Annotated in this window: 23 protein-coding genes and 2 tRNA genes; 13 read left to right on the plus strand and 12 right to left on the minus strand. The window is 70.4% G+C overall.

What is annotated here, in order from left to right; genetic code table 11:
• Positions 1-21: 21 nt before the first annotated feature.
• The 3 genes from glgB to glgX form a co-directional block, all read right to left on the minus strand.
• Positions 22-2,199 carry a 1,4-alpha-glucan branching protein GlgB gene (gene glgB / locus EER34_RS10730; protein WP_127474692.1) on the minus strand — a complete coding sequence of 726 codons (2,178 nt, stop codon included), beginning with the start codon at positions 2,197-2,199 and terminating at the stop codon, positions 22-24.
• Complete coding sequence (locus EER34_RS10735) at positions 2,196-4,142, minus strand: maltotransferase domain-containing protein (RefSeq protein ID WP_420845977.1); 1,947 nt, start codon at positions 4,140-4,142, stop codon at positions 2,196-2,198. Before EER34_RS10735 ends, glgB begins: the two co-directional genes overlap by 4 nt.
• A 197-nt stretch (positions 4,143-4,339) precedes the next feature.
• Positions 4,340-6,424 (minus strand): glycogen debranching protein GlgX, encoded by a 2,085-nt coding sequence (gene glgX, locus EER34_RS10740; protein WP_127474695.1) that lies wholly within the window; start codon positions 6,422-6,424, stop codon positions 4,340-4,342.
• A 110-nt stretch (positions 6,425-6,534) separates the two neighbouring features.
• Between glgX and EER34_RS10745 the strand changes: the two genes are divergently transcribed.
• The 5 genes from EER34_RS10745 (at position 6,535) to EER34_RS10765 (ending at position 12,275) form a co-directional block, all read left to right on the plus strand.
• Entirely contained in the window at positions 6,535-7,722 is a 1,188-nt protein-coding gene (locus EER34_RS10745; RefSeq protein WP_127474697.1) for a cysteine desulfurase family protein, read from the plus strand.
• Positions 7,723-7,731: 9 nt separating this feature from the next.
• Entirely contained in the window at positions 7,732-8,829 is a 1,098-nt protein-coding gene (gene mnmA / locus EER34_RS10750; RefSeq protein WP_127474699.1) for a tRNA 2-thiouridine(34) synthase MnmA, read from the plus strand.
• 80 nt (positions 8,830-8,909) lie between these two features.
• Positions 8,910-11,174: an NAD-dependent DNA ligase LigA gene (ligA, locus tag EER34_RS10755; protein ID WP_127475625.1), complete on the plus strand. Its 2,265-nt coding sequence runs from the start codon at positions 8,910-8,912 to the stop codon at positions 11,172-11,174.
• Positions 11,175-11,181: 7 nt separating this feature from the next.
• The gene (locus EER34_RS10760) at positions 11,182-11,493 is read left to right on the plus strand and encodes a YciI family protein (RefSeq protein WP_127474701.1); all 312 of its coding nucleotides are present in this window, start codon (positions 11,182-11,184) and stop codon (positions 11,491-11,493) included.
• Positions 11,490-12,275: an SDR family NAD(P)-dependent oxidoreductase gene (locus tag EER34_RS10765; RefSeq protein ID WP_127474703.1), complete on the plus strand. Its 786-nt coding sequence runs from the start codon at positions 11,490-11,492 to the stop codon at positions 12,273-12,275. Before EER34_RS10760 ends, EER34_RS10765 begins: the two co-directional genes overlap by 4 nt.
• Here the strand turns inward: EER34_RS10765 and EER34_RS10770 are convergent.
• A complete protein-coding gene (locus EER34_RS10770) occupies positions 12,259-13,962 on the minus strand; it encodes a long-chain-fatty-acid--CoA ligase (protein ID WP_127474705.1) in 1,704 nt (567 codons plus the stop codon). The two genes, EER34_RS10765 and EER34_RS10770, sit on opposite strands and share 17 nt — an antisense overlap.
• A 68-nt stretch (positions 13,963-14,030) precedes the next feature.
• Between EER34_RS10770 and gatC the strand changes: the two genes are divergently transcribed.
• The 3 genes from gatC to gatB are packed head-to-tail and all read left to right on the plus strand — an operon-like array spanning position 14,031 to position 17,367.
• Complete coding sequence (gatC, locus tag EER34_RS10775; RefSeq protein WP_127474707.1) at positions 14,031-14,330, plus strand: Asp-tRNA(Asn)/Glu-tRNA(Gln) amidotransferase subunit GatC; 300 nt, start codon at positions 14,031-14,033, stop codon at positions 14,328-14,330.
• Positions 14,331-14,338: 8 nt separating this feature from the next.
• Positions 14,339-15,850, plus strand: coding sequence for an Asp-tRNA(Asn)/Glu-tRNA(Gln) amidotransferase subunit GatA (gatA, locus tag EER34_RS10780; RefSeq protein WP_127474709.1), 1,512 nt, complete (start codon positions 14,339-14,341; stop codon positions 15,848-15,850).
• On the plus strand, positions 15,850-17,367 hold the full coding sequence (gene gatB / locus EER34_RS10785) for an Asp-tRNA(Asn)/Glu-tRNA(Gln) amidotransferase subunit GatB (protein ID WP_127474711.1): 1,518 nt from the start codon (positions 15,850-15,852) through the stop codon (positions 17,365-17,367). Before gatA ends, gatB begins: the two co-directional genes overlap by 1 nt.
• A gap of 18 nt (positions 17,368-17,385) precedes the next feature.
• Here gatB and EER34_RS10790 read toward each other — a convergent pair whose 3' ends face one another.
• Positions 17,386-17,775, minus strand: a complete 390-nt coding sequence (locus EER34_RS10790) for a RidA family protein (protein ID WP_127474713.1) — start codon at positions 17,773-17,775, stop codon at positions 17,386-17,388.
• Positions 17,776-17,917: 142 nt separating this feature from the next.
• On the opposite strand from EER34_RS10790, the gene dinB reads away from it, so the two are divergent.
• From dinB to EER34_RS10805, 3 genes are read left to right on the plus strand one after another with little or no spacing between them, the layout of a single operon-like run.
• Positions 17,918-19,183, plus strand: coding sequence for a DNA polymerase IV (dinB, locus tag EER34_RS10795; protein WP_127474715.1), 1,266 nt, complete (start codon positions 17,918-17,920; stop codon positions 19,181-19,183).
• A 32-nt stretch (positions 19,184-19,215) separates the two neighbouring features.
• Positions 19,216-19,536 carry a hypothetical protein gene (locus tag EER34_RS10800; protein ID WP_127474717.1) on the plus strand — a complete coding sequence of 107 codons (321 nt, stop codon included), beginning with the start codon at positions 19,216-19,218 and terminating at the stop codon, positions 19,534-19,536.
• The gene (locus EER34_RS10805; RefSeq protein WP_205791570.1) at positions 19,511-20,104 is read left to right on the plus strand and encodes a nucleoside/nucleotide kinase family protein; all 594 of its coding nucleotides are present in this window, start codon (positions 19,511-19,513) and stop codon (positions 20,102-20,104) included. Before EER34_RS10800 ends, EER34_RS10805 begins: the two co-directional genes overlap by 26 nt.
• On the opposite strand, the gene EER34_RS10810 is transcribed toward EER34_RS10805, so the two are convergent.
• The 6 genes from EER34_RS10810 to EER34_RS10835 all read right to left on the minus strand — a co-directional run bounded on the left by EER34_RS10810 (position 20,105) and on the right by EER34_RS10835 (position 22,141).
• Complete coding sequence (locus EER34_RS10810) at positions 20,105-20,596, minus strand: DUF2017 family protein (protein ID WP_240642281.1); 492 nt, start codon at positions 20,594-20,596, stop codon at positions 20,105-20,107. It abuts the gene before it with no gap.
• A complete protein-coding gene (gene clpS, locus EER34_RS10815; protein ID WP_420845973.1) occupies positions 20,593-20,901 on the minus strand; it encodes an ATP-dependent Clp protease adapter ClpS in 309 nt (102 codons plus the stop codon). The genes EER34_RS10810 and clpS overlap by 4 nt, the downstream gene beginning before the upstream one ends.
• Positions 20,892-21,242 carry a metallopeptidase family protein gene (locus EER34_RS10820; RefSeq protein WP_127474718.1) on the minus strand — a complete coding sequence of 117 codons (351 nt, stop codon included), beginning with the start codon at positions 21,240-21,242 and terminating at the stop codon, positions 20,892-20,894. The genes clpS and EER34_RS10820 overlap by 10 nt, the downstream gene beginning before the upstream one ends.
• Positions 21,243-21,264: 22 nt before the next feature.
• Positions 21,265-21,340 (minus strand) — tRNA-His (locus EER34_RS10825).
• A 37-nt stretch (positions 21,341-21,377) separates the two neighbouring features.
• Positions 21,378-22,004 (minus strand): oligoribonuclease, encoded by a 627-nt coding sequence (orn, locus tag EER34_RS10830; RefSeq protein ID WP_127474720.1) that lies wholly within the window; start codon positions 22,002-22,004, stop codon positions 21,378-21,380.
• A gap of 64 nt (positions 22,005-22,068) precedes the next feature.
• Positions 22,069-22,141: transfer RNA gene (locus EER34_RS10835), tRNA-Arg, on the minus strand.
• 107 nt (positions 22,142-22,248) lie between these two features.
• On the opposite strand from EER34_RS10835, the gene EER34_RS10840 reads away from it, so the two are divergent.
• Positions 22,249-22,461 (plus strand): methyltransferase, encoded by a 213-nt coding sequence (locus EER34_RS10840; protein WP_127474722.1) that lies wholly within the window; start codon positions 22,249-22,251, stop codon positions 22,459-22,461.
• A gap of 52 nt (positions 22,462-22,513) precedes the next feature.
• Here the strand turns inward: EER34_RS10840 and yczE are convergent, their stop codons facing one another.
• Positions 22,514-23,176, minus strand: a complete 663-nt coding sequence (yczE, locus tag EER34_RS10845) for a membrane protein YczE (RefSeq protein WP_127474724.1) — start codon at positions 23,174-23,176, stop codon at positions 22,514-22,516.
• Positions 23,177-23,237: 61 nt separating this feature from the next.
• Here yczE and yczR point away from each other — a divergent pair, with 61 nt between their 5' ends.
• A complete protein-coding gene (gene yczR / locus EER34_RS10850) occupies positions 23,238-24,662 on the plus strand; it encodes a MocR-like transcription factor YczR (RefSeq protein ID WP_127474726.1) in 1,425 nt (474 codons plus the stop codon).
• Positions 24,663-24,664 lie beyond the last annotated feature (2 nt).

Genomic DNA, 24,664 nt, shown 5'->3' on the forward strand with positions numbered 1-24,664 from the left:
CTTTCGCGTCTGACGACCGGCTCAGCCCCGCGTCGGCGACGGGATGTGCGCCTCGGGGTCATGGCGGAGCCACAGCACGCCGAGGGGCGGCAGCACCAGCGTCGCCCGCCCGCCGTCACCCGCATGGACGACGCCGAGGTTGCCCACGCCCGAGCCGCCGTACGCAGAGGCATCGGTGTTCAGCACCTCGTGCCAGACGCCTCGCTCGGGGAGATCCAGTTCGTACGTCGTCACCGGCACGCCCGAGAAGTTGCAGATCACGGCGATCGAGTTGCCGTGCCAGTCGCGCCGGGCGAAGGCGATGACGTTGGGATTCCACTGCGGAGCCCCCAGGCGCGTGAACGCCGCGCCGTCGCTGTCACGGGACCACAGCGCGGAGTGCTCGCGGTAGACGCGGTTGAGCGTGGCGACGAACGACTGGAGCTGGGCGTGCGAGGGCTGGTCGAGCAGCCACCAGTCGAGCGAGCGTCCTTCGGACCACTCGGAGAGCTGCCCGAACTCCTGGCCCATGAACAGCAGCTGCTTGCCCGGGTGGCCCCACATGTACGCGAGGAAGGCCCGCATGTTCGCGAGTTTCTGCCAGTGGTCGCCCGGCATCCGGCCGAACAGGCTTCCCTTGCCGTGCACGACCTCGTCGTGGCTGATGGGCAGCATGTAGTTCTCGCTGAACGCGTAGACGAAGGAGAACGACAGCTCTCCCTCGTGATGCGAGCGGTACATCGGATCGCGCTTGATGTACTGCAGCGAGTCGTTCATCCAGCCCATGTTCCACTTGAACCCGAAGCCCAGGCCGGCCTGGCTGGTGGGCGCGGTCACGCCGGGGAAGCTGGTGGACTCCTCGGCGATCATGGCGATCCCGGGGTAGCGCTTGTACGCCGTGGCGTTGACCTCCTGGAGGAAGCGGATCGCCTCGAGGTTCTCCCTGCCGCCGTGCACGTTGGGAGCCCACTCGCCGTCTTCGCGCGAGTAGTCGAGGTACAGCATCGAGGCGACGGCGTCGACGCGCAGACCGTCGACGTGGAACTCCTCGAACCAGTACAGCGCGTTCGCGACGAGGAAGTTGCGCACTTCGTTGCGGCCGTAGTCGAAGATGTACGTGCCCCAGTCGCGGTGCTCGCCGCGCCGCGGGTCGGGGTGCTCGTACAGCGCTTCGCCGTCGAAGCGGGCGAGGGCGAAGGCATCCTTCGGGAAATGCCCGGGAACCCAGTCCATGATCACGCCGATGCCCGCCTGGTGGAGCTTGTCGATCAGGTACCGCAGGTCGTCGGGGTGCCCGAAGCGGCTCGTGGGGGCGTAGTAGCCGGTGACCTGGTAGCCCCACGACCCGCCGAACGGGTGCTCGGCGAGCGGGAGGAACTCGACATGCGTGAAGCCCTGGGCGGCGACGTAGTCGATCAGCTCACCTGCCGCGTCGCGATACGACAGGCCGGGTCGCCACGATCCGAGGTGCAGCTCGTAGACCGACATCGGCTGCGAGACCGGGGTGGAGCGCGCGCGACGCGCCATCCACTCGTCGTCCTCCCAGCGGTAGGAGGACTGGACGACGACGGATGCCGTTGCCGGCGGCACCTCGGCGTAGCGCGCCATCGGATCGGCCTTGAGGACCCACGATCCGGCGCGGCTCAGCATCTCGAACTTGTACGTCGAACCGGCCCCGAGACCGGGCACGAACAGCTCCCAGACGCCGCTGCCGCCCATCGACCGCATCGCGTGGCTCTGGCCGTCCCAGTCGTTGAAGGTGCCGACCACGCGCGCCGCGCGGGCGTTCGGCGCCCAGACGGTGAACGCCGTGCCGCTCACACCGTCGACCTCGCGCACGTGTGCACCGAGCACGCGCCACAGCTCCTCGTGCCGACCCTCGCCGACCAGGTGGAGGTCGAGCTCGCCGACGGTGGGCGGGAATCGGTAGGGGTCGTCGGCGACGAAGTCGGGCGCGCCGTCGTAGGTCGTGACGAGCTCGTAGCGGCGCAGAGGGCCCGAGCGCGTGCCTTCCCAGACGCCGGCTCGGACATGCTCGAGGGGCACGCGCGTGCCGTCCACGAAGACGGCTGTGACGCTGCGCGCGAGCGGTCTCCGCGCACGGACGGTCCACTGCGCGCCGCCTTCGCCGTCAGCGCCCGGATGGATGCCCAGCACGCTGTGCGGGTCGTGGTACGAGCCTGCGCCGACAGCGTCGAGCACCTGATCGGTCGGTGTCATCGCGGCTCCTTGACGTGGAGGATGTGGACGGGTTCGGTGAACGCGTCGAGGAGGACGAAGTTGTGATCCGACCAGGTCCAGCGCGCGCCCGTGACGAGGTCCTCGACGTCGTACGGATCGCCGGGGGCGACGCCCCACACGCGCGTATCGAGGTGCACCATCGTCTGGCGCACCGAGTGGGGGTCTGTGTTGACGACCACGATCACGGTGTCGCTGCGACCGGTGGGGGAGAGCGCGGCCGGCAGGTGCTTCGCGTAGACGAGGATCGCGTCGTCGTCGCTCCAGTGGACGCTGAGATTGCGGAGCTGACCCAGCGCGGGGTGCGTCCGACGGATCTCGTTGAGGCGCGTGAGGTACGGCGCCAGTGAGTCTCCGTGAGCCTCGGCGCCGGACCAGTCGCGGACCTTGTACTCGTACTTCTCGTTGTCGATGTTCTCTTCCGACCCCGGCCGGGCGACGTTCTCGTAGAGCTCGTACCCCGCGTACACGCCGTAGGTCGGGGCCGCCGTCGCGGCGATCGCCGCCCGGATCCGGTACGCCGGACGACCGCCGAACTGCAGGTACTCGGTCAGGATGTCGGGCGTGTTGACGAACAGGTTCGGTCGCACGAAGTCGTCGGTCGTGTGGGCGAGGTCGGTGAGGAACTCCTCGAGCTCGACCTTGGTGTTGCGCCACGCGAAGTAGGTGTAGCTCTGCTGGAATCCCGCCGACGCGAGACTCTGCAACGGGGCCGGGCGTGTGAACGCCTCGGCGAGGAACACGACGTCGGGATCCTCGGAGTTCACCGTCGCGATGAGCCACTCCCAGAACTGCAGCGGCTTGGTGTGCGGGTTGTCGACGCGGAAGATGCGCACGCCCTGAGCGATCCAGTGGCGGACGACCCGGAGAGCCTCGGCGTAGATCCCCGCAGGGTCGTTGTCGAAGTTGATCGGATAGATGTCCTGGTACTTCTTCGGGGGGTTCTCGGCGTAGGCGATCGAGCCGTCGGGGAGGGTCGTGAACCACTCCGGGTGCTCGGCCACCCAGGGATGGTCGGGCGCCGCCTGCAGCGCGAAGTCGAGGGCGACCTCGATCCCCTCTCCGCGCGCCGCCCGCACGAACGCGCGGAAGTCCGCGAGCGTGCCGAGGTCGGGATGGACGGCGTCGTGGCCGCCCTCGGCGGCTCCGATGGCCCAGGGCGAGCCCGGATCGGCGGGGCCCGGGTCGAGGGTGTTGTTGCGCCCCTTGCGGTTGATCCGACCGATCGGATGGATCGGCGGGAGGTAGAGGACGTCGAAGCCCATCGCGGCGACGGCGGGGAGCCGGCGGATCGCCGTTCGGAACGTGCCGCTCTTGACCGTTCCGTCCTTGAGCCGCCGTGCGCCCTCGGATCGGGGGAAGAACTCGTACCACGCGCCGACCCCCGCCCGCTCGCGCTCGACGAGCAGCTCGAGGTCGTCGCCGATGGTCGTCAGCGACATGACGGGTCGTTCGCGGAAGAACGCGGCGAGGGCGGGGTCGCGGACGACCGCGAGTGCGCCGTCGTCGTCGGTCTCGACGTCGCGCAGCGTGGCGGCTGCGGCGATGAGGCGGTCGCGCTGAGCCTTGGGACGCGACTTCTCGGCGGCGGCCCTGACGAACAGCAGCGCTCCGAGCTCGCGCATGACCGGGGCATCCACCCCCGCGGCGATCTTGAGATCCGCGGCGTGCTCCCACGTCGCGAACTCGTCGCCGAACGACTCGAACCTGAACCGCCACATCCCCTCTTCGAGGAGCGCGACGCGGGTCTCCCAGCGGTCGAAGCCGTCGTGGAGGGCCTCGAGCCTGTGGAGCGAGACGTCGCCGGACGGAGAGGTGAGCCGCAGCTGCACGCCGATCAGGTCGTGTCCCTCGCGGAACGCCGTCACCTGGAAGGGCACGACCTCTCCGGCGAACGCCTTCGGGCGGTAGTCGCCCCAGGGCACTGCAGGTGAGGGCTTCGCGAGGGGGAGCCGACGCGACGCGGTGACGCGGTCGGGCTGCCAATCGCGGGCATCACGGACAGGGAGGGAAGAGGCGCTCCGCCAGGGGCGGGGGCGCGCCGCGCGCGACGTCGTGACCACGTCTCGAACCTACCCCGACGCCCGTCGGGACGACAGGCGGCCACGCCCGGCCGGATCGCTCACTCGGCTCGGAAGAGGTGCATCGAGGTTCCGGCGACGGAGATGATCTCGCCGGGCTCTCGGTCGGGACGGTCGTGGTCGGGTGTCTCGTTCGCGCTCGACCAGAGCGACACGTAGCGCGTCACCCCGTCGACCCGGGGGAGCGTCACCTCGGTGGGGCGCTCGGTGCCGTGCACCACGAGGAGGATCCGGTTGAACTCCTCGACCTCCGGCGTCGAGGCGGCGACATACTGCAGCGTGCGATGGGACGGGTTCGTCCAGCGCTCGATCGACATCGTCTCGCCGTTCTCGTCGAACCACTCCATCACCGACGCGGACGGTGTGTGCTCGTCGAGGCGTGCGAAGTGGATCGGCCGGAGCGCGGGGTTGTCGCGCCGCAGAGCGAGCAGGCGCTGGACGTGGGCGAAGAGATCCTTCTGCCACGCGGCGTGCTCCCACGCCAGCCACGTGAGCGGCGAGTCGTGGCAGTAGGCGTTGTTGTTGCCGCGCTGGCTGCGCCCGTACTCGTCGCCTGCGGTGAGCATCGGAATGCCCGCCGAGAGGAGCAGGGTGCCGAGGAGGTTGCGCATGGCCTTGCGCCGCGTCGCGAGGATCGCCTCGTCGTCGGTCGGCCCTTCGGCACCGTGGTTGAACGAGCGGTTGGTGTCGGCGCCGTCGCGGTTGTGCTCGCCGTTGCCGAGGTTGTGCTTGACGTCGTACGAGACGAGGTCGCGGAGGGTGAAGCCGTCGTGCGCCGTGACGAAGTTGACGCTCGCGAGCGGCCCGCGCTCCGACGCGAACGTGTTCGCGGAGCCGGCGAGCCGCGTGGCGAAGCCGCCGATGCCGACCGGAGCGGTCGACGCGCGGCGGGCGTAGTCGACGTCGCTCAGCCAGAAGTTGCGCACGCGATCGCGGTAGCGGTCGTTCCACTCGCTCCAGCCCGCTCCGAAGTTGCCCGTCTGCCATCCGCCCATTCCGACGTCCCACGGCTCGGAGATCTTCTTGACGCCGGCGAGCTGCGGGTCGTCGATGATCGTGCGCAGCAGCGGATGCTCGGGGGTGAAGTGGTGGGCGCCGTCACGGCCGAGCGTGGCCGCGAGGTCGAAGCGGAAGCCGTCGATCTGGACGTCGTTCGCCCAGTACCGCAGCGAGTCCAGCACGAGGCGGGCTGCGGCATCCGCCGAGGTGTCCACCGAATTGCCGCAGCCGGTGACGTCGATGTAGGCGCCGTCGTCCTGCTGCCGGTAGTAGGCCCGGTTGTCGATGCCGCGCAGGCTGGTCCGGGGGCCGCCGATGCCCTCCTCGGAGGTGTGGTTGTAGACGACGTCGAGGATGACCTCGAGTCCCGCCTCGTGGAGGAGGCGCACCATGCCCTTGAACTCCCGCAGCACCGCGTCAGGGCCTTCGCGTCGCGCCTGCTCGGTCGCGTAGGGGGCGTGCGGGGTGAAGAAGTTCAGGGTGTTGTACCCCCAGTAGTTCGCCAGCCCGTGCTGCAGGAGACGGGGCTCGGTGGTGAACGCCTGCACCGGGAGCAGTTCGATGCTCGTCACGCCGAGCGAGAGGAAGTGGTCCACCATGGCGGGGTGGGCGAGGCCGGCATAGGTGCCGTGGAGCGCGGGCGGGACCCCCGGATGCCGCTTCGACAGACCCTTCAAATGGCCTTCGTAGATGACGGTGCGATCCATCGGAACGCCGGGCTTCGTCACACCGCCCCAGTCGAAGGACCCGTCCACCACCACCGAGCGCCAGTCGTCGTACCCGCCGCGGTCGAGACCGCGCGAGTACGGCTCGACGAGGAGGCTCCCGCGGTTGAACGTGTTGCCCGGGGAGTGAGGACCGTCGACGCGCAGCGCGTACCGGGTGCCGACGCGCAGGAGCGGCGTCGTGACCTCCCACACCCCACCGCCCACCGGTGCCAGCGGGATCGTGTCCGTCGCCCAGTCGAGGTCGGTGTCGTCGAAGACGACGACCTCCATCTCATCGGCGGCGGACGACCAGACGCGCAGCGTCCCGCCGTCGGGGCCCAGCGTCACGCCGAGGCCGTCGAGGTCGCTGCGGAGCAGTCCCGCGGGGAGGGCGATCGCGGCGGACTCGGTTCTGGACATGCGATCTACAGTAGTAAGGGCGTGAGTCGGGGAAGTTACGGCATCCGGTCTCCGCACGGGTGGGACGCGGTCGCGACGTCCCCGCAACGTGGACGCGGGAGGAGGGCGCGGTGCAGGTCTACCTCGATCACGCCGCCACGACGCCGCTCAGGCCCGAGGCGCGCGACGCCTGGCTCGCGGCCTCCGAAGAGGCGGGCAACGCATCCTCGATCCACGGCTACGGTCAGTCCGCCCGCCGGCTCCTCGAGGAGGCCCGGGAACGACTCGCCGCGGTGATCGGGTGCGATCCGATCGAGGTCGTGCTCACGTCCGGCGGCACCGAGGCCGTGAACCTCGCCGTCAAGGGACTGTGGTGGTCGAGATCCGCCCGGGCGGACGCCGTGGTCCTCCCCGACGGCGAGCACCACGCGACGCTCGACGCGGTCGAGTGGCTCCGCACCGCCGAGCGCGCGGCGGTCCGGCCGGTCGCCCTGGATGGCCGGGGCGCGATCGACCCTGCCCGGTTCGCCGGCGCCCTGCCGGGGGCGGCCCTCGCGACCGCACTGGTGGCGAACAACGAGGTCGGCACGGTGAACGACGCCGCAGCACTGTCCGCCGCCGCGTCGGCCGCGGGCATCCCCCTCCATCTCGATGCGGTGGCGGCTTTCGGCCATCTTCCGGTGTCGTTCCGGTCGTGGCGAGGGGATGCCGCCGGCCACACCGGACTGAGCGCGCTGAGCGTGTCGGCGCACAAGATCGGCGGTCCGGCCGGCGTGGGCGCACTGGTCGTCTCGCGCCATGCCCGGCTCGCTCCGCTCCTCCACGGCGGCGGGCAGCAGCGCGGCCTCCGCGCCGGCACGCAGGACGTACCCGGCGCCGTGGCGTTCGCCGTCGCGGCCGAGCTCGCCGAGGCCGAGCGCGAGACCGAGGCCGAGCGGCTCTCGACCCTCCGTGACGAGCTGGTGCGCGGCATCCTGTCGACCGTTCCGAGCGCCGAGCTGCTCGGCGACCCGGTCGCGCGCATCCCGGGAAATGCGCATCTGCTCTTCGCTGGAGCCGGAGGGGAGACGCTGCTGTTCCTGCTCGATCAGGCCGGCGTGGCGGTGTCGACGGGCTCGGCCTGCCAGGCAGGCATCCCTGAGCCCTCGCACGTCGTGCAGGCGCTGGGACGGACGGATGCCGAGGCCCGCCAGGTGCTGCGGTTCACACTCGGACGGACCAGCGGACCGGACGACGTCGCCGCCGTGCTCGCTGTGCTGCCCGCCGCGGTCGAGCGCGCCCGGGCGGCGTCCGGGACTCCCTCAGCCGCCCGCTCGTAGACTGGACCCATGCGGATCCTTGCGGCCATGAGCGGTGGCGTCGACTCCGCCGTCGCGGCCGCGCGTGCCGTCGAGGCGGGGCACGAGGTCGTCGGCGTGCACCTCGCGCTCTCGCGAGCCGGCGGGACGCTGCGCACCGGGAGCCGGGGCTGCTGCACGATCGAGGACGCCATGGACGCCCGCCGCGCGGCGGACCGCCTCGGCATCCCGTTCTACGTGTGGGACTTCTCCGAGCGGTTCCGCGACGACGTGATCGACGACTTCATCGCCGAGTACCAGGCGGGGCGCACCCCCAACCCCTGCATGCGGTGCAACGAGAAGATCAAGTTCGCCGCGCTGCTCGAGCGCGCGATCGAGCTCGGCTTCGACGCCGTGTGCACCGGCCATTACGCCACGCTCCTCGACGGGCCGGACGGACTCGAGCTGCATCGGGCGTCGGATGCCGCGAAGGACCAGTCGTACGTGCTGGGCGTCCTCACGGGCGAGCAGCTCGCGCACACGTACTTCCCCCTCGGGTCGACACCGTCCAAGGCACTGGTCCGCGCCGAGGCGGCCGAGCGCGGTCTGACGGTCGCTCAGAAGCCCGACAGCCACGACATCTGCTTCATCCCCGACGGCGACACACGCGGGTGGCTCGCCGAGAAGGTGGGCACCGCGACGGGCGATGTCGTCGATCGGACGGGCGCGGTCGTCGGCACCCACGAGGGTGCGCACGCGTTCACGGTCGGGCAGCGGCGGGGCCTCTCGCTCGGGGTTCCGGCACCCGACGGCAAGCCGCGGTTCGTGCTCGAGGTGCGTCCCGTCTCGAACACGGTCGTCGTCGGCCCCAAGGAGGCGCTTGCGACCTCCGAGATCGCGGGGGAGCGGCACTCGTGGGCAGGGCGGCCGCAGGCCGAGGGCGAGTTCGCGTGCCACGTGCAGATCCGCGCCCACGCAGAGCCGGTGCCGGCGCGTGCAACGCTCCTCGACGGGCGCATTACCGTCGTCCCGGAGACCCCGTTCGACGGAGTCGCGCCGGGGCAGACCGCCGTCCTGTACGACGGCACCCGCGTGATCGGGCAGTTCACGATCGACCGCACGGTGTCGGCCGTGCCCGTCACCGCCTGACCACGGCGAGCGTCGGCGGCCGTCCCTAGACTGGCCGGGTGGCAGGCGACATCGATGACCCCCGTCCCGACGCGCAGAACATCGCAGAGCTCGAGGCGCTGAGCCTCGACGACGCACGAGACGAGGCGTCGCGGCTGACCGAGCGAATCCTCGGGGCGCGCGACGCGTACTACGGCGCCGACACCGAGATCGTCGACGACGCGACGTACGACGGGTGGATGCACCGGCTCGAGGCGATCGAGCGGCTGCATCCCGAGGTCCAGGGGCAGGACTCGCCGACCCTCACGGTCGGCGCGGCGGAGAGCTCGCTCTTCGCCCCCGTCGAGCACGCCGAGCGCATGCTGAGCCTCGACAACGTGTTCAGCGACGACGAGTTCCTCGCGTGGGCGGCCAAGGTCGAGCGCGATGCAGGTCGCGCGGTGCACTATCTGTGCGAGCTCAAGATCGACGGGCTCGCCCTGTCGCTACGGTACGAGCGCGGGCGCCTCACCACTGCAGCGACCCGCGGCGACGGCAGAGTCGGCGAAGACGTCACCGAGAACGTGCGGAGGCTGTCGGGCATCCCGCACATCCTCGCGGGAACGGGGCATCCCGAGCTCGTCGAGGTTCGCGGCGAGGTCTTCTTCGACGTGGCGGACTTCGAGTCGCTCAACGCCTTCCAGCAGGAGCAGGGCGACCGGCTGTTCGCGAACCCTCGGAACGCGGCATCCGGCTCCCTCCGCCAGAAGAGCGAGGGGAAGAACGAGAAGCAGCTCCGGGCGATGCACGAGCGCCTCTCGCGCCTGCGCATGACGGTCCACGGGATCGGCGCGTGGCAGGACCCGCCCGTCGCGTCGCAGAGCGAGATCTACGAGCTGCTGAAGTCGTGGGGGCTGCCGACGAGCGCCTACTTCCGCGTGGTGGACTCGGCGCAGGGCGCCGACGACTTCATCCGGCACCACGGCGAGCATCGTCATGACGTCGAGCACGAGATCGACGGGATCGTCGTGAAGGTCGACGAGCTCGCGCTGCACGACGAGCTGGGGGCGACGAGCCGCGCTCCGCGCTGGGCGATCGCCTACAAGTACCCGCCTGAGCAGGTCAACACGAAGCTGCTCGACATCGTGGTGTCGGTCGGGCGCACCGGCCGAGCCACGCCGTTCGCGGTGATGGAGCCCGCGAAGGTCGCCGGATCCGTCGTCCGGCAGGCGACGCTCCACAACCAGGACGTCGTGAAGGCGAAGGGCGTGCTGATCGGCGACACCGTCGTGCTCCGCAAGGCCGGCGACGTGATCCCCGAGGTGCTCGGGCCCGTCGTCGAGCTGCGCGACGGCTCGGAGCGCGCCTTCGTCATGCCGGCCGACTGCCCGGAGTGCGGCTCGCGGCTCGCGCCGGCGAAGGAGGGCGACATCGACCTGCGCTGCCCGAACGCGCGATCGTGCCCGGCGCAGGTCCGCGGCCGTGTGGAGCACATCGGCTCGCGCGGAGCCCTCGACATCGAGGGACTCGGCGAGGTGTCCGCCGCGGCGCTCACGCAGCCGGTGCGTCCCGAGGTGCCGCCGCTGGTCTCGGAGGCGGCACTGTTCGACCTGGGGCCCGAAGACCTCTTCGCGATCGATGTGGTGGTGCGGGATGCCGAGACCGGCCTGCCGCGGCTGCTCGAAGACGGCACGCCAGACACGCGGTCACCCTTCCGGCGCCAGCGCAAGAAGACCGATCCGGCATTCCACCCCGACGGCCCGTTCGACGGCGACGAGGCGGCGATCCTGTCGACCGCGGCGACGGCGCTGCTGGCCAACCTGGAACGCGCCAAGTCGAAGGAACTGTGGCGGTTCCTCGTGGCGCTCAACGTGCGCCATGTCGGCCCGGTCGCCGCGCGCGCCCTCGCGCAGTGGTTCGGGTCGGTGGAGGCCATCCGCGCGGCGACGCGCGACGAGCTCGCCGCCGTCGAGGGAGTAGGCGGGATCATCGCCGACTCGCTGACCGACTGGTTCGAGGTCGACTGGCACCGCGAGATCGTCGACCGCTGGGCGGCCGCGGGAGCGCAGCTCGCGACGCCCGGCCATCCGGGCCCGGGTGCGGCCACGACCGAGGGCGGCGTGCTGGACGGACTCACGGTCGTCGCCACGGGCAGCCTCGAAGGCTACTCCCGCGAGGGTGCTCAGGAGGCGATCCTCCGGGCCGGCGGCAAGGCGGCGTCCAGCGTCTCCAAGAAGACCGACTTCGTGGCGGCGGGGCCGGGGGCCGGCTCCAAGCTCGCCAAGGCGGAGGAGCTCGGCGTGCGCATCCTCGACGCGGCGCAGTTCCACATTCTCGTGACGCAGGGGCCGGGCGCCCTCGACGCACTCGCCCCCGACGCGGGGTGACCGGGCCATGTCGCACTGGCTCTACCGGATCGTCCCGACGCGGCCCGAGATGGTGGCGGACGCCACGCCCGACGAGCAGCGCGTCGTCGGTGCGCATTTCGATTACCTGGTCCAGCTCAAGGAGCGCGGCATCCTGATCCTGGCAGGGCGCACGCAGGAGACCGTCGGCACGTTCGGCCTCACGATCTTCGAGGCCGACGACGAGGCCGCGGCCCGCGCCGTGATGGACGGCGATCCGGCTGTCGCCGCAGGCGTGTTCGCGGCATCCCTCCACCCGTACGCCGTCGCGGTCGCGCGTGAGGGGCTCACGGGCCGATGAGCGGGGAACGGCGGGTCACCGTCGTCACCGGTGCCGCCGGCGGCATCGGCGGAGCCATCGTCGACGTGCTGCTCGCCCGCGACGAAGCCGTCGTCGCGGTGGACCTCCGCCGGAGCGGACGCCCGGCATCGTCGGCCTTCGCGGAGGTGCTCGGCGATGCGGGCGTCGAAGACGTGGCCGAACGAGCCATCGCCGCTGCCGAGCGCCTGGGGGTGATGACCGGGTGGGTGAACAACTCCGCGGTGTTCGACGACCTGTGGCTCGACGGTGTCGGCGGAGCGCGGACGAGCGCGGCCATCGCGGCGAACCTCGAACCGGCGGTGGTCGGATCGGCCGCGGCGGTGCGCGCCTTCCTCCGCGCGGGCACGGCGGGCGCGCTCGTGGCGGTCAGCTCGCATCAGGCCGCGCGGGCCGTGCGGGGCAGTCTCGCGTACGCGACCGCGAAGGCGGCCATCGAGGGGCTCACGCGGTCCCTCGCGGTGGACTACGGCGCCGACGGCATCCGGGCGAACGCCGTCGCCCTCGGCTCGATCCGCACCCGCCGGTACGACGAGCGGCTCGCGGCGCTTCCCGATGCCGAGCGCCGCGCCTTCGAGGAGTCCATCGCCGCGCTCCACCCCGCCGGGCGGGTGGGGGAGGCTTCCGAAGTGGCCGAGGTCGTCGCGTTCCTGCTGTCCGACGCCGCATCCTTCGTCACCGGAGCCGTGATCCCCGTCGACGGCGGCCGGGCCGCGCGCGGCGGCGATCCCGAGGAGCGTCGCCCCCCTACGACCCCGTCGTGAGGGTGAGCAGCCGGTCCCGCACCTGACGGCGGAGAACCTTGCCGATCAGCGACTTCGGCAGTTCGTCGACGACGAAGATGCGACGGGGCACCTTGTAGGGGGTGAGGATGCCGCGCACGTACTCGCGCACCGCCTCGACGTCGATGTCGGCGCCCGGCGCGACGACGACGGCCGCGACGACCTCCTCTCCGGAGCGGTCGCTGGGCAGACCGACGACGGCGGCGTCCTCGATCTGCGGGTGCTGACGCAGGGCGTTCTCGACCTCGGTCGGTGCGACGTTGAAGCCGCCGGTGATGATGAGCTCCTTGATCCGGTCCACGACGCGGACGAAGCCCGCGTCGTCGATCGTCACGATGTCGCCGGTGCGGAACCAGCCGTCGGTGAAGACGGCCTCCGTCTCCTCCGGTTTGCCGTAGTAGCCGCCGAACACCTGGGGACCGCGGACGACGAGTTCGCCCCGTTCGCCCTGGGGAACGTCCTGCGTCGGGTCGTCGGGGTCGACGACACGGCACTCTGTGCCGGGCAGCGGCAGCCCGACCGTTCCCGGCACTCGGTTGTCCGCCACAGGGTTCGCCATGAGCACGGGGGAGCACTCGCTCAGGCCGTACCCCTCGACGAGGAACCCGCCCGAGGCCGCCTCGAACGGCACGACGAGCTCGTGGGGGAGCGCCATAGCGCCTGAGATCGCGACCTGAGTCCCCGCGAGCGATACGCCCTTCTCGCGCGCGGCCTTGAGCAGCCGGTCCGCGATCGGCGGCACGAGCGGGAGGAAGGTCGCGGGATGCTTCTTCGTGACGTCGAGCACCATGTTGGGGTCGAACCGGGGGAACAGCACCAGGCGGGCGCCCATCGACATCGCGAAGGTGAGGCAGAGTGTCAGCCCGTAGGCGTGGAACATCGGCAGCACCGCATAGACGACGCAGCCGTCGCCGCGCACGATCGACGGAACCCACGCCTTCGCCTGTGCGGCGTTGGCCAGCAGGTTGCGATGCGTCAGCGAGGCGCCCTTGGGAGTGCCGGTCGTGCCGCTCGTGTACTGGATGAGCGCGAGGTCGTCGGTCGCGGGCTTCGGATACGTCGACGGCAGCGGATCGGAGCCGACGATGTCCTCCCACGGGATCGCACCGCTCACGCGCTCGGTCAGCGCTGTCCGGGCCTCGCGTGCCTTCGCGATGGGCAGGCGCAGCGCCAGACGGGTGCCGAATGGCATTGCCTTCGTGATGTCCACGGAGATCAGCGACGTCACGGCGAGGTCCGTCGGGAACTCCTGCACGGTCTTCACGACCTTCGACCACACGATCGCGTGCGTGGCCCCGTGGTCCTCGAACTGCTTGCGGAGCTCACGCGGCGTGTAGAGCGGGTTGTGCTCGATGACGACGGCACCCAGGCGCAGGATCGCGTAGAACGCCACGATGTGCTGCGGGCAGTTCGGGAGCACGATGGCGACGGGGTCGCCCGGTCGCACACCCTGGGCGCGCAGTCCCTCGGCGGCACGGTCGATCTGCGCCTGCAGTGAGCGGTAGGTCGTCTCGCGCCCGAAGAACTGGAGGGCCGCGGCATCCGGATAATCCTTCGCGGACGCCTCGACGATGTCGATGAGGGATCCGCTCACCGGCGCGAGGTCCTGCGGTACCCCTTCCGCGTAGCTGGCGATCCACGGGCGAGGCGGGTCATACGTCGTCGTCACGGTTGTCAGCCTACGCCCGCGCTCCGCCTCCGCACGGGCGGGTGCCACCGTCCGACTAAACTGTCGAGGTGTCTGAAATCACCTCTGATCTCGTGCGCCATCTCGGTGTGCTCGCCCGGATCCAGCTGAGCGACGAGGAGGTCGAGCGCCTCACCGGTCAGCTCGACGTGATCGTCGACAACATCGCGAAGGTGTCGGAGGTCGCGACCCCCGATGTGGTGGCGACGAGCCACCCGATCGCGCTGGAGAACATTTTCCGCCCCGATGTCGTGGGCGGTCAGCTCACGCGGGAGCAGGTGCTTCAGAACGCTCCGGATGCCGCGGACGGCCGATTCCGCGTGACCGCGATCCTCGGCGAAGAGCAGTAAGGACCCTCGTGACCGATCTGACGAAGCTGAGCGCCGCCGCGCTCGCAGACAAGCTCGCCTCGCGGGAGGTCTCGAGCGTGGAGGCCACGCAGGCCCACCTCGACCGCATCGCCGCCGTCGACGGCGATGTGCACGCGTTCCTCCACGTGAGCGACCACGCGCTCGAGGTCGCCGCCGACATCGACCGCCGCCGTGCCGCGGGCGAGCAGCTCGGCCCGGTGGCCGGTGTGCCGCTCGCCATCAAGGACGTGCTCGTCACGACCGACATGCCGTCGACGAGCGGATCGAAGATCCTCGAGGGCTACATGTCGCCCTACGACGCGACGGTCGTCGCGCGCTCACGCGCGGCCGGCCTCGTTCCGCTCGGCAAGACGAACATGGACGAGTTCGCGATGGGCTCGTCCACCGAGCACTCCGCGTACGGTCCGACCCGGAATCCGTGGGATCTCGACCGTATCCCCGGCGGATCGGGCGGTGGCTCCGCCGCCGCCGTCGCCGCGTTCGAGGCTCCGCTGGCTCTCGGGTCCGACACCGGCGGCTCGATCCGCCAGCCGGCGCACGTCACCGGCACCGTCGGCCTCAAGCCCACGTACGGCGGCGTCAGCCGATACGGCGCGATCGCTCTCGCCTCGAGCCTCGACCAGGTCGGCCCCGTCACCCGCACCGTCCTCGACGCCGGACTGCTGCACGACGTGATCGGCGGCCACGACCCGCACGACGCGACGTCGCTCGCCGACGCCTGGCCGTCGTTCGCCGACGCCGCCCGTGACGGCGCCCGCGGCGACGTGCTCAAGGGACTCAAGGTCGGTGTCATCAAGGAGCTCCCCGACGCCGGCTTCCAGCCCGGAGTCTCTGCCTCGTTCCGCGGCGCTCTCCGCGCGATGGAGGCGCACGGTGCCGAGATCGTCGAGATCAGCGCACCGCACTTCGAGTACGGCGTCGCCGCCTACTACCTGATCCTCCCCGCCGAGGCATCCAGCAATCTCGCCAAGTTCGACTCGGTGCGGTTCGGCCTGCGGCTCGATGTCCCCGGCGGAACGGTCGAGGATGTCATGGCGAAGACCCGTGACGCCGGGTTCGGCGACGAGGTCAAGCGCCGCATCATCCTCGGCACCTACGCCCTGTCGGCCGGCTACTACGACGCCTACTACGGCTCCGCGCAGAAGGTACGCACCCTCATCCAGCAGGATTTCGACAACGCCTTCGCGGCGGTGGACGTCATCGCGACCCCGTCGGCTCCGACGACCGCGTTCAAGCTCGGCGAGAAGATCGACGACCCGATGCAGATGTACCTCAACGATGTGACGACCATCCCGGCGAACCTCGCCGGCGTTCCGGGCATCTCGATCCCGTCGGGGCTCGCCGACGAGGACGGGCTGCCCGTCGGCATCCAGTTCCTGGCGCCCGCACGCGAGGACGCGCGCCTGTACCGCGTCGGCGCCGCCCTCGAAGCGGTGCTCGTCGACTCGTGGGGCGCGCCGCTGCTGGACCGCGCACCGATCCTCGGAGGGGCACGCTGATGGCCAAGGACAAGCTGCTGGACTTCGACAAGGCCCTCGAGCTGTACGAGCCGGTGCTCGGCTTCGAGGTGCACGTCGAGCTCAACACCAGGACGAAGATGTTCTCAGGTGCGGCCAACCCCGCCCACATCGACAACCACGGCGCCGAGCCGAACACGCTCGTCGCACCCGTCGACATGGGTCTGCCCGGGTCGCTCCCGACGGTCAACGCCGAGGCCGTGAAGTTCTCGATCAGCCTCGGGCTCGCGCTCGGGTGCTCGATCGCGCCCTCGAGCCGGTTCGCGCGGAAGAACTACTTCTACCCCGACCTCGGCAAGAACTACCAGATCTCCCAGTACGACGAGCCCATCGCCTTCGAGGGCTCCGTCGACGTCGAGCTGTCCGACGGCACGGTGGTCACTGTCCCGATCGAGCGCGCACACATGGAAGAGGATGCCGGAAAGCTCACGCACGTCGGTGGCTCGACCGGGCGCATCCAGGGCGCCGAGTACTCGCTCGTCGACTACAACCGCGCCGGAGTGCCGCTCGTCGAGATCGTCACCAAGCCGATCTTCGGAGCCGAGCACCGCGCACCCGAGATCGCCAAGGCGTACGTGCAGACGATCCGCGACATCGTGCTCTCGCTCGGCATCTCGGAGGCGCGCATGGAGCGCGGCAACCTCCGCTGCGATGCGAACGTCTCGCTGCGCCCGCGCGGTCAGGAGAAGCTCGGCACGCGCACCGAGACGAAGAACGTCAACTCGATGCGCTCCGTCGAGCGCGCCGTCCGCTACGAGATCCAGCGCCAGGCGGCCATCCTCGCCGCCGGGGGCACGATCATCCAGGAGACGCGCCACTGGCACGAGGACACCGGCACGACCTCGCCCGGTCGTCCGAAGTCCGACGCCGATGACTACCGCTACTTCCCCGAGCCCGACCTGCTGCCGGTCGCTCCGAGCATCGAGCTGATCGAGGAGCTCCGTGCCGCTCTGCCGGAGCCTCCGTCCGCTCGCCGCCGGCGGCTCAAGGCCGACTGGGGCTTCGCCGACATCGAGTTCCAGGGAGTCGTCAACAGCGGCCTGCTCGCCGAAGTCGAGGCGACCGTCGCCGCGGGCGCGACACCGGCGGCCGCACGCAAGTGGTGGACGGGCGAGATCGCCCGCATCGCGAACGCCGAGGGGCGCGAAGCATCCGATCTCGCCACCCCCGCGGATGTCGCGGCCCTGCAGGTCCTCGTCGACTCGGGGGCGCTGAACGACAAGCTCGCGCGCCAGGTGCTCGAAGGGGTCATCGCCGGCGAGGGAACGCCGCAGGAGGTCGTCGACGCCCGTGGTCTGGCCGTCGTCTCTGACGACGGCGCCCTGATCGCGGCGATCGACGAGGCGCTCGCGTCGCAGCCCGACGTGCTCGAGAAGATCCGCGACGGCAAGGTGCAGGCGGCCGGGGCCGTCATCGGCGCCGTGATGAAGGCGATGAAGGGCCAGGCGGACGCCGCGCGCGTGCGTGAGCTGGTACTGGAGCGCGCATCGGCGTCCTGAGCCGGTCGGGGCGCAGGCTCAACCGACGAAGGCGACGGCGCTGATCTCGACGAGTGCGCCCTCGGGGCCGAGGTCTGCGACCTGGAGCACCGTGACGGCGGCAGGATGCGGGCCCCACACCTCACCGACCACCGGGAAGGCGGCGGCGATGTCGGCGGGCGCGACGAGGTTGACGTTCATCGTGACCGCATCCGCGGGCGTCGCCCCGGACGCCTCGAGGACGGCGAGGACGTTCCGCAGCGCCTGACGCGTCTGGCCGGGCAGATCGTCGGAGACGACCCTGCCGTCGCCGTCGACGCCGTTCTGGCCGCCGACGAACACGAAGCGCCCGGGGCCCTCCACGATCACCCCCTGGCTGAAGGCGGGGTTCTTGTGCAGCGAGTCGGGATTCACATGCGTGACGGGCATGTCGATGCTCCTCTCATCTGAGTGCGGATCGGCGGTGCGCGCTCCGCGGGTGACGGACGACTTCCGCCCGCAGACCAGGCTGGCACCGGCCTCCGACACGCCGACAGAGGTGGACGTCGGAGGGAAGGGGGAGAATCGGGAGATGGGACGCGGCGACGGAACGGGGCGCATCGTCTCAGCCGACGACGCCGACGATGCCGGCACGGGGATCCTCCATGTCGACATGGACGCCTTCTACGCTTCTGTCGAGCAGCTCGACGATCCGTCGCTGGGGGGCAAGCCGATCATCATCGGAGCGCCCGACGGCCGGTCGGTGGTCTCCAGCGCCTCGTACGAGGCGCGGCGGTACGGCGTGCGCTCCGCGATGCCGGTCGGTCAGGCGCTGCGGCTCTGCCCGACGGCGATCGTCGTGCAGCCGCATTTCGACCGCTACCTCGAACTGTCCGGCCAGGTGATGCGCATCTTCCGCGACGTGACCCCGCTCGTCGAGCCGCTGTCGATCGACGAGGCATTCCTCGACGTGAGGGGCGTGCGCCGCCTGTGGGGGAGCCCCGGTGTCATCGCACGCTCGCTGCGAGCCCGCGTCCTCGACGAGACGGGGTTGACGTGCTCCATCGGAGTGGCCGCCACGAAGCACGTCGCGAAGATGGCGTCGACGATCAGCAAGCCCGACGGGCTGCTGATCGTTCCCGAGGGCGAGACGGCTGCGTTCCTCGCGCCGCGGTCGGTGCGAGCGTTGTGGGGAGTCGGACCGAAGGCGGCAGAGTCGCTCGAGGGACGCGGCATCCACACTGTCGCCGACGTGCTCGATACGCCCCGTGACGTGCTCGCCCGGGCGCTCGGCCCGGCGATGGGCGACCGCATCTGGAACCTCGCGCGCGGGATGGACGCCCGGGCGGTCGACACACACCGCGTGGAGAAGAGCGTCGGACACGAAGAGACGTTCCACGACGACATCGCCGATCCGGTCATCCTCCGGTCCGAGCTTCGTCGCCTCGCAGACCGGGTCGGCGCGAGACTGCGGACCGGCGGCTGGGAGGCTTCCACGATCGCGATCAAGGTCCGCTTCGCCGACTTCTCGACGATCTCGCGATCGCAGACCCTTCCCGAGCCGACCGCGGTCGGTCAGCGGATCGGGGATGCCGCGCACGACCTGTTCTCGTCGGTCGAGCGCCCGCTGCCGGTGAGGCTGATCGGCGTACGCGCCGAGAAGCTCCGCCCCAGCGGGTCGGCGCCGCTCGCGCTCTGGGACGACGACGCCGAGTGGCGACGCATCGAGGACGCGCTCGATGGAGCTGCGGCCAAGTTCGGTCGCGGCGCCGTCACCCGGGCGACGCTGCTGGGCAAGGCTCGCGGCGGCGGCACTCTGCCGTCGAGTCCGCCGCCGCCGAAGCTCGACCAGGGCTGACACCCGCCGCCCCCGACGGGTAGCGTGGACCCATGCCCAACATCGCACTCGAGCTCGGCAAGCAGTCGGCGTCCTTCGGAGTCAAGAGCGCCTACGGCGAGCAGCAGGATGTCGACGGCATCCGTGTCATCCCGGTGGCCCTCACGTGGTCGGGCTTCGGCGGGGGGTCCGACGAGAGCGGCAACGGCGGAGGCGGTGGCGGCGGCTGGGCGATCCCGCTCGGCGCCTACGTCCGTCGGGGCGACGACCTGAGGTTCGAGCCGAACGTCGTATCGCTCCTCGCGGTGGCGATCCCGTTCGTCTTCTTCGCCGGTCGCGCGCTCAGCCGTGTCATCCGCGCCCTCAAGAAGTAACCCCGACCCGGTCGCCCATTCGCTCGATGCTGCGGCGTCGAGCGTCATCGGTGCGATCACGGGTGTGGGGGCGGCGAATCCGGTCGTGCTGATCGATGGTCGCAGCGGCGCGGGCAAGACCTCGCTCGCTCATGCCCTGGTCGCGCGTTGGCCGATCGCGGGTCGCGTGCAGTTGGTCGCTCTGGACTCGATCTATCCCGGGTGGGACGGCCTCGACGAGGGCGTCGAGCTCGCCCGCGAGCAGATCCTGATGCCGCATGCGCGCGGCCTGATCGGCGTATGGCAGAGGTGGGACTGGGATGCCGCAGTCCCCGCCGAGGCTCACGCGGTCGATCCGTCGCTGCCGCTGGTCGTCGAAGGATCCGGCCTCCTGACGCCGGCGACGGCGCGTCTGGGGGACGTGCGGGTCTGGCTGGATTCACCGGCCCCGTCGCGCAAGACGCGCGCGCTGAATCGTGACGGTGACACCTACCGGCCCCACTGGGAGCAGTGGGCGCGGCAGGAGGATCGCCACGTCACCCGCGACGGACCGACCCGGCTTGCCACGCACGTCTTCGCGATCCCGTGATCAGGCGTCGCCGTCCATCGCCGTGACGAGCCCGTCGAGCCGGTAGCCGAGCCAGTCGTAGATGCCGAATCGCGGATCGCCCGCGTCGTGACCGTCTGCGTGGACGACTCCCAGTCGCGTCGCCAGGACGAGTCGGACCGCGGCCAGCGTGCGAAGCCATGAACCCGCCTCCGAAGGCGTCAGCTCGATCGTGACGACCTCGAGGAGGGCCGGGTCGTCGAGGTCGTCGGGGAGTTCAGCGGTGTCGGAGAGAGTCGCCAGCACGACGGCGGCGTCGTCACGACGACGGTCGAGCAGATCGGCTTCGGTCAGCCGGCGGAACTCGGCGGCGGATTCGACGTCATCGTAGGCATCCGGGACGAGACGTGCGATCGCCGGATCGTCGCCGTCGGACGCGGCGCCGTCGACCAGCTCTGCGAACTGGGTCACCAGCGCGGCGAGGTGCGCGGCCTCGAGTCGGGTGAGCTCGAGCACGATCGAGCGGGCGGTCACTGGGGCGCCTGCCGCACGGTGGCCCAGAGCCCGTAATCGTGCATCGCCCGCGTGTGGAGTTCCATCTGCTCGCGCGCCCCTTCCGCAACGACGGCGTGGCCGTCGTTGTGGACGGCGAGCATGAGTCTCTCCGCATCCGCTCGCGCGTAGCCGAAGTACTCGCGGAAGACATGCGTCACGTAGCTCATCAGGTTGACCGGATCGTCCCACACCACGGTCTGCCACGGACGCTGTGGAGCGATCCGCTCGCGCAGGTCGACAGCCTGATCGACGTCGGGCGTCGTGAGCGCGACCATCACGCCCACCCCAGCTCGTGGAGCCTGTCGTCGTCGATTCCGTAGAAATGGGCGATCTCGTGCACGAGCGTCGTGTGCAGCTCGTCGCGGAGTGCGTCCTCGTCGTCGCAGACGGCCAGATGCGCCTCGCGGTACACGATGATGCGGTCGGGAAGCTCGCCGATGCCGTACCGATCGCGTTCGGTGAGCGCCCAGCCGTCGTAGAGACCCAGCAGATCGAGGCTGCCGTCCTCGGAGCGGTCTTCGACCACGAACACGACGTTGTCGAGCCCCTCGACCATGTCGTCGGGGAGGAGGTCCAGCTCGTCGATCACGAGCTGCTCGAAGGCCGCGGCGTCCATCTCCATCATGATGCCTCGCCTGACCGAAACTTGGGGTGAGTAACGGGGCTCGAACCCGCGACATCGGCCACCACAAGGCCGCGCTCTACCAACTGAGCTATACCCACCATGTCTCCCGCCTGAACGGGCAACCAGAAGATTCTCTCACACCTCAGGGGCGAAGAGCGACACGGCTGCAGCCGCGGCTGCGCGCGCGCCGTCACTGGTCGGACCGGGCTCGGGCACGAACACCGACTGGCGGTAGTACGCGAGCTCGCGGATCGATTCGAGGATGTCGGCGAGCGCCCGGTGCCCGCCGTCTTTCGCCGGGGCGTGGATGTACGCGCGCGGGTACCAGCGGCGGGCGAGCTCCTTGATGCTCGACACGTCGACGTTGCGATAGTGGAGCCAGTGATCGATGCGGGGCATGTACTTGGCGAGGAACATGCGGTCGGTGCCGATCGTGTTGCCGGCGAGCGGCGCCTTGCCTTCGAGCGGAACGAACTGCTGGATGTACTCGAGAGCCTGGAACTCGGCATCCGCGACGCTCACGCCGTGCGGGATCTCGTCGAGGAGGCCCGACTTCTCGTGCATCTTCGTGACGAACTCGCTCATGTTGGCGAGTGCCGAGGCGTCGGGCTTGATGACCACCTGGAAGCCTGCGTGCAGCGGTCGCAACTCGAAGTCGGTGACCACGACGGCGATCTCGACGAGCTCGTCGACCTCGAGGTCGAGTCCTGTCATCTCGCAGTCGATCCAGACAAGACGATCGTTCTCGGGTGCCCCCACCATGCGCTCCATCCTATTGACGGCCCCAGACGCCGACACTCCGGCAACGACGCCGAAGCCGTATGTGCCCCCCCGGGAGGATTCGAACCCCCGACCTGGCGGGTAGAAACCGCTTGCTCTATCCCCTGAGCTACGGAGGGAAGGGTGAACACCAGGTTATAGGTTCGCATGACACCTCGGCGGATGCTGGCGCACTCGCCGGTCGCGGCGTAGCGTCGGCAGCGGACGCATCGAAAGGAGTTCTCGCATGAGCACCACCGAGACGCACCACCCCCTCTGGGTCGCGTATGGACCCTCCGGAGTCGTCGGCAGCATCCGGAAGGGCGACGACGGCTACACCGTCACGATGGCGGGTGCCGACGCCTCGGCGGGGAGTTACCCGTCGATGGAGATCGCGAAGAGCGCGCTCCACTCGCGGATGGCCCCCGGCAGCGACTGGCCGGAGTTCCGCGAGCACTGACGGCCCCGAGGACCGTTGACGCCGGCGGGCGGGATGCCTGTCCCGCCGCCGGTCAGGGTGCTGTCGACGCTTCGCTGGACGCCTCTGTGGAGGGCCGCTGCACCGTGCCGGCCGACTCCGCGTCGACCGCCGGCGCGGGCTCTCGTCGTGTGTCGAGGAGCGGCAGGGCCAGGTGCACGAGCGGGCCGATGAGGAACGCGAAGAGCACCGTGCCGATGCCGACGGTTCCTCCGAGCAGCCACCCGATGAGCAGAACCGTGAGCTCGACCAGCGCGCGGCAGGCGAATATCGGCCAGCCGAACCGCTTGTGCATGCCGGTCATGAGCCCGTCGCGGGGACCCGGACCGAAGTGCGCCCCGATGTAGAGACCCGATGCGATCGCCACGACGACGATGCCGCCGAGGAGGACGGCGAACTGCGCCGGCCATCCGGTGACGGGCGGGAAGACCGTCAGCACGACCTGCATGCTCGTGCCGACGAGCAGGATGTTGGCGATCGTGCCGATGCCCGGCTTCTGGCGCAGGGGGATCCACAACAGGAGGACGAAGAATCCGAGGATGTTCGCCATCCAGCCGATGCCGATGCCCGTGCGGATCGACAGACCCTCGGCGAGGACGGTCCAGGGGTCGACGCCGAGGCCGGCCTCGACCGTCATGGCGCATCCGACGCCGTAGAGGATGAGGCCGACGAAGAGTTGGATCACACGACGGGTCATGAAGCCATCCAATCGCATGATTGGTATGCGGGCAGCAGTCCAATATGCGTATTCTGGCCCCATGGACTCTCGCATCTCGGCCCGCGCTCTCGCTGTCGCGCTCGGGGGGTGGCGAACGCGGGAGCCCGCATACGAAGCGCTCGCGGACGGCATCCGCCTGCTCTGCCTCGACAACCGGGTCGCTCCGCGCACGGCCCTTCCGGCCGAGCGCGAGCTCGCGACGGCGCTGCAGCTGAGTCGGAGCACCGTCGCCGCGGCGTACCGGAGTCTGCGCGACACCGGCCATATCGCGAGTATCCGCGGGTCGGGGAGCGTCACGCTTCCGCTCCGCAGGCGCGACCCCGGGCGTGCGTCGGCGGCCGACGGGATGATCGACCTCCAACAGGCGAGCCCACCGGCCTGGCCCGGACTCGCCGGAATCATCGGCGAGGTCGCGGGCGGCGCCGCGGCGCTCGTCTCGCGCGTGGGCTATGACGTGCTGGGGAGCAGAGAGCTGCGTGAGGCGATCGCGTCGCACTACGACCGGCGGGGCATCGCGACGTCACCGAGCGAGGTGCTCGTGACCACGGGGGCGCAGAGCGCGATCCACCTGGTGGCCTCGGTGCTGCTGGGGCGCGGTGATCGGGTCGTCATCGAGACGCCGACCTACCCGCACGCGGTGGACGCGCTCCGGCGCGCCGGAGCGCGTCTCGTCGGCGTGCCGGTGACGACCGACGACGGCTGGGACCTCGATCGCGCCGAGCAGGCGTTCGCACGGACTCTGCCTGTGATGGCCTACCTCATGCCAGACTTCCAGAATCCGACCGGACGGTCGATGTCGGACGTCGAGCGCGACGCCTTCCTCGTCGCCGGTGAACGCGCCGGCTCGGTGCTGGTCCTCGACGAGACGACGGGTGACCTCGACATCGATCGCGGCCCCGCCGCGGCGGGCTTCGGGGGAGGCGACCCGTCGAGCGTGGTGCGGATCGGCTCGCTCGGCAAGACGGTGTGGGGCGGTCTCAGGGTCGGCTGGATCCGGGCGGAAGGCGATCTCGTGCGGCGATTCGTCGCGGCGCGTCCAGCGCACGACCTCGGAACCCCGGAGTTCGAGCAGGCGGTGGCGGCTGCACTCTTCGCCGACTTCGCGAGCATCGCGGAGCAGCGCTCCGCCCTGCTCCGCGCCGGTCGGGACGCGCTGGTGGATGCGCTGGCGGCACACCTGCCCGAGTGGCGTGTGCCTGTCACGCACGGGGGCGTCTCGCTGTGGATCGAAATCGACGCGCCGCTCAGCTCCGCCCTGGTCATGGACGTCCGGTCGAGGGGAGTGCTTCTCTCCGCGGGTCCCCGCTTCTCCGTCGAGGGCGGTCACGACCGCCACCTGCGACTCCCGTTCACAGCGCCGCCCGACGAGCTCGTGCGCGCGGTGGGCTCTCTCGCCGAGTCGTGGCGACATGTCAAGGCGGGAGCGCCCGTCTCGATCGTCGACCAGTTGGAATCGGTCGTCTGAGA

The sequence above is a fragment of the Microbacterium sulfonylureivorans genome (genome assembly GCF_003999995.1).
GTDB lineage: Bacteria > Actinomycetota > Actinomycetes > Actinomycetales > Microbacteriaceae > Microbacterium > Microbacterium sulfonylureivorans.